1 protein-coding gene is annotated in these 1,130 nt (G+C 59.3%); it reads left to right on the top strand.

What is annotated here, in order from left to right; all coding sequences use genetic code 11:
- Nucleotides 1–1,041 (top strand): IS3 family transposase (locus IAE36_RS23445; RefSeq protein WP_442967490.1); only part of this gene is annotated, 1,041 nt, incomplete at its 5' end.
- Nucleotides 1,042–1,130: the final 89 nt, after the last annotated feature.

The following is a 1,130-nucleotide window of genomic DNA, read 5'->3' as shown; positions in this document are numbered from 1 at the left end:
CGGCGGGGGCGGCCCCCCTGCTGGGGGGGGGCGCCCCCGGGGGGGGGCCCCCCCGGCCCCCCCGCTTGTCTGGAGGTCGGCATTTCGCTACGAACGCTACAACGCTGGAGCTTACCTGATGAGATGCGTGCTGATGGCCGTACCACAACCGTGAGGCCTGCGCCCAGCAACGCGCTCAGTGAGTTTGAGCGCCAAGCTATCGTAGCGCTGTGCAACAGCAAGGCATACGCACATCTGCCGCCAAGTCAGATCGTGCCGCAGCTGGCTGACGAGGGCCGATACATGGCCTCAGAAGCGACCTTTTACCGTGTACTGCATGCCGCAGGCCAACAGCATCATCGCTCGCGAGCCAAGAGACCGCATCGTCATGAGGCACCCACCACCTATGCGGCGACAGCCGCTAATCAGGTGTGGTCGTGGGACATCACCTACCTACCGTCACCGGTTCGCGGGAAGTTCTACTACCTCTACCTGATGGAAGATATCTACAGCCGCAAGGCCGTGGGCTGGGAAGTTTACGAGGCAGAAAATGGCGAAAATGCAGCTGCGTTACTGCAGCGGAGCGTGACTCAAGAGAAGTGCTGGTGGCAGCCGCTGGTACTTCACTCGGACAATGGAGCGCCAATGAAGTCTGCGACGCTGCTGACCAAGATGTATGACCTGGGCATCACGCCTTCTCGTGGCCGGCCACGCGTCAGCAACGACAATCCTTACTCTGAATCACTGTTCAGAACGCTGAAATACTGTCCTCAATGGCCACAGAGTGGATTTGCCAGCCTGGAGGATGCGCGTATCTGGGTGAGAGATTTTATGGCCTGGTACAACACTGGGCATCGTCATAGCCGAATCCGCTTCGTGACACCGGCTCAACGCCACGAAGGAAAAGACCGGGAAATCCTGGCTCGACGCGATGCGATTTATCGCCAAGCCAGAGACAAACGACCCGAACGATGGTCGGGTATCACCCGCAATTGGAGCCCCATAGGAACGGTGTATTTGAACCCTGAAAGAACGCTGACTGTGGTGACGAAGGTCGCGTAGCACGACGGCGGACGCGACAACTACCTTGAAAAACGCCGTTGATCTTCGCGACTTCAGGAGGCCGAACGAAGGACTTGCGGAGGGAGGTG

The sequence above is a fragment of the Pseudomonas sp. S36 genome (assembly GCF_016647875.1).
GTDB lineage: Bacteria > Pseudomonadota > Gammaproteobacteria > Pseudomonadales > Pseudomonadaceae > Aquipseudomonas > Aquipseudomonas parafulva.
This window is presented reverse-complemented; position numbering and strand designations above follow the sequence as displayed.